The organism is Oleiphilus sp. HI0086, from assembly GCF_001635225.1.
Genome location: NZ_LWFZ01000474.1, coordinates 1 through 7,321, shown reverse-complemented (window position 1 = coordinate 7,321; position 7,321 = coordinate 1). Strand labels below are relative to the sequence as shown.

The following is a 7,321-nucleotide window of genomic DNA, read 5'->3' as shown; positions in this document are numbered from 1 at the left end:
TAATATAGATTCAAAGTCTCTCTCATGCAAGTTACTGGATTTAATCAATAATTGAAGGAGATCTGTAATAGTTTTCAGATATAATTATGTAGCAGCTAGCTTGCTCTGCTTTGGCTTAATAGTTTTTCGCACTCATTTGCTAACGCGCGTCGTTTAAAGATAAAGTGCCAACGATGGCCAGAGAGTTGTCGCCATAAGTTTGCAGCCCTTACGCCTGAGAGAAGCAGGCAGCGGATTTTTGCTGCGTTCAGATCGACGGTCAAGTGGCGTTCATGGCCAGATACCTGTACACGCAATGAAAAGGTGCTGATGGTTTGCATGTAAATCTCAGCGAGACTGCCAATGACATTTTCGTGAAGCAGGCCAAAATGCTCTACTTGCTGTTGTGCCCTCTCAAGTTTCCGGCTAAGTGCATCTAGCATTTCTTTATCTTTATTGAGTTTTCTCTCAAGGTGGAGGACTGCAAGAGCGTAGCGCACGGGCAGTACGTGCCCCTTAGTATTAGTTTTGGCAAGTAGGTCATGAACGACTTCAAGGCCTTTCTCAAGTTTGGCAAGGTCACCAAAGACCGATAGTGTGGTATCCGGGTTTGTGATAAACAGACTATTTAAGGCAGTTTCCAGGTGTTGAGGATTGCATTGTCCGCTCTGTGCAATGTCGTCAGCGGCTGACATTGCCTGGAATAACCCTGCTAGGGCAAGTATTTGTTGTTGAGTCTTGTTCATAGAGTTCACTGTTTAAAATTACTTTGCTGATGATTGCTGAGCATGTCTTGGAATTCAGCTTTCTAGTGTTTTAGCTGTCTATTCCGTTGTTTCAATAATCGCGCCACCGAGGCATTGATCTTCAAGATAGAAGGCAATCGATTGGCCGGGTGTGACCGCGCGCTGAGGCTGCCCAAAGAATACGCTTAAGCATCCATTGTCGTTACTTTCAATAATGCAGTCCTGATCAGCTTGGCGGTAGCGCACCTTAGCTTTGCAGTGGAAAGGGTACTCACTTGGAGCTTTGTTGATCCAGTCAGTTTCGAGAGTCTGTAGTTGGCTGCTGTATAGAAGGGGGTGCTTGCTGCCTTGAACAACGATTAATACGTTACGATCAAGGTCTTTTTGTGCAACATACCAAGGTGATTCGTCATAGCCGCTGAGCCCACCAATTCCTAAGCCTTGGCGCTGCCCAATAGTGTGGTACATAAGCCCATTGTGTCGGCCGATGATATCGCCCTTGTCAGTTTCAATATCACCCGGTTGCGCAGGGATGTATTGCTTTAGAAAGTCAGAGAACTTTCGCTCTCCGATAAAACATATGCCGGTACTATCTTTCTTGTTATGTGTGATTAAATCATGTTCTTCGGCAAGCTTTCTTACAGCTGGCTTTTCCAATTCACCAACCGGAAACAGGGTTTTCGCTAATTTGCTTTGGTTGACAGCATGTAGAAAGTAGCTTTGATCTTTGTTGTTATCGAGCCCCTTTAATAGCAAGGTTTGCCCATTATCGTCAGCGCGTCTCACGTAATGGCCTGTCGCAATGTAATCTGCCCCTAAGGTACTCGCATAATCGAGAAAGGCTTTGAATTTGATTTCCTTGTTACACAGGATGTCAGGGTTGGGAGTTCGCCCAGAGCGATACTCAACCAAAAAGTGCTCGAAGACTCTGTCCCAATATTCAGCGGCAAAGTTAGCGGTATGAAGCTTAATACCTAGCTTGTCACATACAGCTTGGGCATCATTCAGGTCTTCGATTGCGGTACAGTATTCTGTGCCGTCGTCCTCGTCCCAGTTTTTCATAAACAGGCCTTCGACAAGAAAGCCTTGCTGTTTTAGGAGTAGTGCTGAAACGGAAGAGTCAACACCGCCTGACATGCCAACGATTACGCGTGTTTGGCTTGGGTCAACAGAAGAGGGTAGGGAAGAGCTATTTTGTATCATAAGGTGGATATACTAGCGGTGAGCTGCTGAAGTAAGTTTGTTAGTTTGTTTGGAAGAAAGTGCATTCTACCTTGTTGCCTTTATACTTGGTAGTGCCTCCTTTATGCTACTAGATGTTCGGTGGAGTATTTAGTTTGCTGTCTATACTTTGTATAGTAACGGTACTGGGGAATAATGAAGTGATCAGAGAGTCTTGAGGGAATATCAATGAGCAGTGTGCAAGTTGTGCCACGAATTTTGGAGTTGTTTGAGCGTGCTAGTGCAAAACAGTTTGATAATTTAGGTGCTTATATTAAAAAGACTGATAATGACCTACAAAGGTTATCTACTCTTGATGGCTTTGTTTCTGTATCCATTGAGGCTAGTTCTGAAGATCTTTCTATCTTAATGTATTTAAGTGTTTCTGGAGCTTTTCTCAGGGAAACAATGCCTAGTATTGAAGCGCAAAATTAAACAATTGTGCAGTACCAGGAAAATTGGTGTATGGAGCTAGCTAATCGCTTTTTGGGAGACTTGAAAAACCAGTTGCTGCTTCATCACTGTATTCTCAGAATGGGCTTGCCTAAATTGTGTCAGGATGAGCTGTTAGAGCTGGACGCACCTGTTGATTACGAAGTCCATGAGAGGCTTTTCTTGGTGGATAGCCACCTATTGGCACAGATTCATGACTTGCCGATTGTCTGTCGTTTATTAATAAAACAGACCAATAAAGAAATGATATTTGCGGAAGTTAGTGAGGGTTTGGAGGAAGAAGACTGGTTTGAAGAAAGCGAGCTTGAGTTTTTCTAGTGTCTCAAGCTGCTTTTGGGGTTTCTGCCTTTGAATCGGTTTAACTATGTTTGAATTCAGGGCTTCCAGGCAAAAAACTCGCAACATTCTTTACTCGCCAGGCAAGTTCTTCGTGGCTATCTGCTTGCACAGTCACGTGCCCTAGTTTGCGTCCTTCGCGTTCTTCTTTTCCGTACAAATGAAGGTTGGCGTAAGGAAGTGACAAGATACTCCCGGTATCACCTTTTTCACCAATAATATTGATCATGCAGGTGAGCTTTTGCGCTTCGGTGCAACCTAAAGGTAGGCCGCTGACAGCACGCAAATGGTTTTCAAACTGACTGCAATGTGCGCCTTCAATGCTCCAGTGCCCAGAGTTATGGACTCGAGGTGCCATTTCATTAGCGACTAAGCCGTTTTCTGTTTCAAATAATTCCAGTGTTAAAATGCCGACATGCCCTAGCTCATGCATTAACTCTTTAATATATTGATTTGCTTGAGCATTTATATCGTCCGCGACCTTAGCTGCAGGTGCGATGGAATAGCGCAGAATGCCTTCGTGGTGGTCGTTTTCTGCTAGTGGGTAGACTTTCATGCTGTCATCAGCTGAGCGTACAGCGATAATTGACAGCTCTCGAGAAAAGTTTACGAATGCTTCTGCAATAAGTGTGTTTGTGCCATTTTTACCTTCGCCAATAGCCTGCCATGCTGCTTCGCATTGTTCTGCTTGACGAATAACGAACTGGCCTTTTCCGTCATAGCCTTCTCGCGTTGTCTTGGTGACGATTGGGCAACCTAGTTTTTCGACAGCCGCTTTTAACTCTTCAAGGGAGTTGACGATATGGTAGGCAGGAGTGGGAATTCCAAGTTTGGTAAATAGTGCCTTTTCCTCAGCTCTATTTTGACAGACTTCAATAGACTTTGAGGGGGGATAAAGTGTACTTTTACTTTCGATGTATTGTGTTAGTTGCGCTGGAAGGTGCTCAAATTCATAAGTGACGACATCAACGTCATTCAGGAAGTCCGCTAAGGCCGGATTGTCGAGCTTGGCCTCGGTGTCGATAGTAATGTCTCCAAGTCCAACGCTAGGAGAACCGGACGTATCATAAAAGTGAAAGTCCAGCTCCAGAGGGTATCCCGCCAAAGCGAGCATTCGGCCTAGTTGCCCAGCGCCCAGTACACCAATTTTCTTCATTGCCTAGCCTCGTGGATCTGGTTGGCTTAATACTGTTTCTGTTTGCGTCTGGCGGAACTTATTGAGAGCAGCTTTGACTTTGTCATCATGCAATGCGATCACCTGGCCTGCAAGTAGACCTGCATTCTTTGCCCCGGCGACACCAATAGCCAGTGTACCAACAGCGATTCCGCCAGGCATTTGTGCAATAGATAGAAGGGAGTCGAGGCCGTTTAATGCTTTAGATTGAACAGGTACGCCAAACACAGGTAGATTGGTTTGTGAGGCAGCCATTCCAGGTAAGTGTGCTGCGCCACCAGCGCCACCAATTATAACTTGAATGCCGCGCTCTTCAGCTGTTTTGGCATAGTTGAATAAGAGGTCAGGGGTGCGATGTGCAGAAACGACCTTAACTTCGTAGGCTACACCTAACTCGTCTAGCATGTTGGCCGCGTGTTCCATTGTCGGCCAGTCCGACTTTGAACCCATGATTATCCCAACTACTGGCTGCATCTTGTCACCTCTCACTAACTGTCTGGCCTTGATGCCAAGGCACGTGATTACCCAGAGAATTAGTGTCTGGATAAAAAAAGACCGCATATAGTAGTGATTCATCAGGTTTCATGCAAATAGAATTGTTTTATTGGAGGACAAAGGTGCGCGCAGGCGCTAGAATCTGCTTTTGACTGGCTGGTGCATGGTAACCCGGCGGTAGTTGGAATTTAAGCGTACAGATACCTGAGATGATTAGTGCAGAGGAAATTTAATGGATAGCTTGCGGCCGGACCGAGATGATCTGGATCTTTATAATAGTCGAAAGAATAAGAATAAATCTGCTAAGGCATCGGCAGGCAAAAGAGATGATATCGGCAACAAAAAACAGCAAGTAGGAAAGGCCGGTTCAGGCTCTAGCTCTACAGTAAATGCTGTGCGTTCGTCCGAGGTGCGCGCCCCGGTTGCAGCCTCTCAATCATCTGCTTCACCTTTAGTCGTTTCTCTGTTGCTGTTAATGCTTCTGGCTTTGGGGGGCTTATCATACTTATATTGGCAGCAATCCCAAACGGTAGTCGGTTTAGAGGAGCGCTTGTCTAGTGCTGACGAATTTATAGGGCAAAGCAAGTTGTTGTTGGCTCGTTTGGAAGGGGAGGTTAGTGAAACGGGTGCTGAACTAATGCAAACCGGCACATCTGCAGAGAAGAAAATGGCTTTTCTGGAGTCGGAGGTTCGAAAGCTGTGGGGTGTGTCTTATGATAGGAATCGTAAAACTATTCAAGGTCATGAAAAGAAAATAGAAGCGCTAACGAAAAAGCTTGCCGAGAGTCAAAAATCTTTAGCTACTCATGAGGTTTCATTATCAGCATTGAAAGCGGACTCTGATAAAGGGATGTCAGTATTAGATGGTCGTATAGCTTCGTTGTCAGGGGAGTTGTCAATTACTCGAGCTGAACGAGAAGAGTTTTTGACGCAGTTTAATGAAAAATTGAGCACTTTCGATTCGAGTACTCAAGAGTTTGAAAAACGTATTGCTGCGCTACAGGCTCGTATGAGTGATAGCGCCAAAGTTCAATTAGAAAACCAGGAAAGCTTGCTGTCGATAGATGAAAGTCGCCGCCAGCTTATAAAAAGAGTCATTGATTTGGAGGCGAGCTTGGGTAAATTGTCTTCTTCTAGTGCAAATCCCGGGGTGAGATAGTCTTTACAGGTATTCGGATTCTCGATGACATGCGGTAGATCGCAAAAATTAGATTAACTAGCTGTTAAACTGTCCGCCTGATTGTGATGGGTAGCTAGTCTTGCTGCTCGAATAAATATAAAGCTGTACATCTATAGGAAACGATACATTGGACGGTATTGTGAGTTTCAAAACTTGCCAACGAAGCGCTTACTCTGTGAGCTTGGGTCGCGTTGCTGAGGTTAAGCAATCATTAAAGAGCGTTGTGGGCAAACCATCCCGCTCCTTTCTTTATTATGCGCTTTCTATTGTGCTTGCCTGCGCGATTTTTCCGCTGGCTTTGAGTTCTGGTCAGGTGAAGGCGGATACTACTGCGCCCTATTCGAAGCCTTTCCATAAGCAGGGTAGAGGTTGGTATCCATCTATTTATTGGTCGACAGGTCGAAACCTGGGTTCTTACTATTTTCCCAATACTGATGGCGAAATGTTCAAGGAACTCGATGATACTGAGTGGGATAAAGAAGCCAATGCACTAGTTTACTTCTATCGGCCGAACAGTCAGTGGGCCTCTGAAGAGCTGGAAGCACCTAGTTATTATATTAATGACGAAATTATCTTTAACCTTCGTGCCGGTAGTTACACTTATGTTGAGCTGCCAGCAGGAAGTTATGACTTTACTGTGCGCAAGAGCTTGATGCCGTTATTTGGTTTCGAAGCTTTCGATGATAAAGTGATGATGGCTTTTGATCTTAACTTACAGGCTGATATTGGTATGAATCTGGACGCTGGGTCGATTACCTATATTCGACATTCTGAGGTGTCGCTCCCTGAAATTAGGCACTCTTTAATAGAGCCGGAAGATGAAATGGCAACAGCCGATGTGCAGTTGGTTGAAAGGGAAATGGCGATGAAGGAAATGCCCAAGACTCGCTATTTGACGCATTCGTTTTGGCACCCGACTGACGCTGATAAGGCTCAGGAGGTACTTGATGGCACAATGCAAGAATACGGTTGGTTTACCGTGATTTGGCCGTGGTCGAATAACTTTATGTGGGGCTTCCCGATTTTCTATCTGCCTAGTGATTTGTATCGGGAGTTACGACGAGATAAGCCTTTAACCTTGGAGCAGGAGTTGTACCTGCTTGCGGATGATGTTGATGAATATCTAGCCGCTATTGATGATAAGCGAAAAATAAGGCGAAACTGGTTGGCTCCTTGGCGTGAGCCGAAAATTCAATTGACCTTGAATGAAGAGTTGGAGTTAGATCGTCTCGAAAGAGCAGCGAGAGCAGGTAATATAGCGCCGGCTCCAGTGCCTCGAGAGGAGGAAATGGTCGATGATGGTGAACCGTGGTATGCTTACTTTCAGCTCGAATCTAAAGAAGAGCCTGAGCCTGAACAAAAAGAAATGAGTGAGCAGCGGCGCGAGAATGTGGACCTGATTCGTCAGTCTTTGAATTAGGGCTGGCTGCAAAGTCGCTAAAAATGGGTGGAGTATCTAATTTAATCGGTTGAAAATTAAACTGTTTGTTTGATTTTTCCTCACGTTTTTTCTAGATATGAGACTTGTGAAAATTAATTGCATATTTATGCAAAAAAAAGCTGATTTCTAATTGACAGCTTCTAAGAAATCATTAAGATACGCATCTCAATTGAGTTGGGTGGTTAGCTCAGCTGGGAGAGCATCGCCCTTACAAGGCGAGGGTCACAGGTTCGATCCCTGTACCACCCACCAAATCTTTTTTAGATTTGAAATTGAAATGTAAAGTTTGTTGCGGA

Annotated in this window: 8 protein-coding genes and 1 tRNA gene; 5 read left to right on the top strand and 4 right to left on the bottom strand. The window is 44.8% G+C overall.

Features of this window, described 5'->3' with window-relative positions; translation table 11 throughout:
* Positions 1-95: 95 nt before the first annotated feature.
* Positions 96-725 carry a high frequency lysogenization protein HflD gene (gene hflD, locus A3756_RS05870; protein WP_068511610.1) on the bottom strand — a complete coding sequence of 210 codons (630 nt, stop codon included), beginning with the start codon at positions 723-725 and terminating at the stop codon, positions 96-98.
* A gap of 78 nt (positions 726-803) precedes the next feature.
* Complete coding sequence (mnmA, locus tag A3756_RS05865) at positions 804-1,928, bottom strand: tRNA 2-thiouridine(34) synthase MnmA (RefSeq protein WP_068511612.1); 1,125 nt, start codon at positions 1,926-1,928, stop codon at positions 804-806.
* Positions 1,929-2,135: 207 nt separating this feature from the next.
* Between mnmA and A3756_RS05860 the strand changes: the two genes are divergently transcribed.
* Both A3756_RS05860 and A3756_RS05855 read left to right on the top strand, forming a co-directional pair.
* Complete coding sequence (locus A3756_RS05860; RefSeq protein WP_068511616.1) at positions 2,136-2,381, top strand: hypothetical protein; 246 nt, start codon at positions 2,136-2,138, stop codon at positions 2,379-2,381.
* A gap of 30 nt (positions 2,382-2,411) precedes the next feature.
* Positions 2,412-2,717 (top strand): hypothetical protein, encoded by a 306-nt coding sequence (locus A3756_RS05855; protein WP_068511619.1) that lies wholly within the window; start codon positions 2,412-2,414, stop codon positions 2,715-2,717.
* A gap of 40 nt (positions 2,718-2,757) precedes the next feature.
* On the opposite strand, the gene A3756_RS05850 is transcribed toward A3756_RS05855, so the two are convergent.
* Together A3756_RS05850 and purE are read right to left on the bottom strand one after the other, a co-directional pair.
* Positions 2,758-3,891, bottom strand: coding sequence for a 5-(carboxyamino)imidazole ribonucleotide synthase (locus A3756_RS05850; protein WP_068553054.1), 1,134 nt, complete (start codon positions 3,889-3,891; stop codon positions 2,758-2,760).
* A gap of 3 nt (positions 3,892-3,894) precedes the next feature.
* Complete coding sequence (gene purE / locus A3756_RS05845) at positions 3,895-4,383, bottom strand: 5-(carboxyamino)imidazole ribonucleotide mutase (RefSeq protein ID WP_068506833.1); 489 nt, start codon at positions 4,381-4,383, stop codon at positions 3,895-3,897.
* Positions 4,384-4,636: 253 nt separating this feature from the next.
* On the opposite strand from purE, the gene A3756_RS05840 reads away from it, so the two are divergent.
* The 3 genes from A3756_RS05840 (at position 4,637) to A3756_RS05830 (ending at position 7,277) form a co-directional block, all read left to right on the top strand.
* Positions 4,637-5,563: a hypothetical protein gene (locus tag A3756_RS05840; RefSeq protein ID WP_068506828.1), complete on the top strand. Its 927-nt coding sequence runs from the start codon at positions 4,637-4,639 to the stop codon at positions 5,561-5,563.
* Positions 5,564-5,723: 160 nt separating this feature from the next.
* Positions 5,724-7,004: a DUF2846 domain-containing protein gene (locus A3756_RS05835; RefSeq protein ID WP_156490301.1), complete on the top strand. Its 1,281-nt coding sequence runs from the start codon at positions 5,724-5,726 to the stop codon at positions 7,002-7,004.
* A gap of 197 nt (positions 7,005-7,201) precedes the next feature.
* Positions 7,202-7,277, top strand: a tRNA-Val gene (locus A3756_RS05830).
* Positions 7,278-7,321: the final 44 nt, after the last annotated feature.

Excerpts from the sequence above, each read along its gene's own strand:
- A3756_RS05840 (WP_068506828.1), top strand. The coding sequence starts at position 4,637 with ATGGATAGCTTGCGGCCGGACCGAGATGATCTGGATCTTTATAATAGT.
- purE (WP_068506833.1), bottom strand. The coding sequence starts at position 4,383 with ATGCAGCCAGTAGTTGGGATAATCATGGGTTCAAAGTCGGACTGGCCG.
- A3756_RS05850 (WP_068553054.1), bottom strand. The coding sequence starts at position 3,891 with ATGAAGAAAATTGGTGTACTGGGCGCTGGGCAACTAGGCCGAATGCTC.
- A3756_RS05860 (WP_068511616.1), top strand. The coding sequence starts at position 2,136 with ATGAGCAGTGTGCAAGTTGTGCCACGAATTTTGGAGTTGTTTGAGCGT.
- mnmA (WP_068511612.1), bottom strand. The coding sequence starts at position 1,928 with ATGATACAAAATAGCTCTTCCCTACCCTCTTCTGTTGACCCAAGCCAA.
- hflD (WP_068511610.1), bottom strand. The coding sequence starts at position 725 with ATGAACAAGACTCAACAACAAATACTTGCCCTAGCAGGGTTATTCCAG.
- A3756_RS05855 (WP_068511619.1), top strand. The coding sequence starts at position 2,412 with ATGGAGCTAGCTAATCGCTTTTTGGGAGACTTGAAAAACCAGTTGCTG.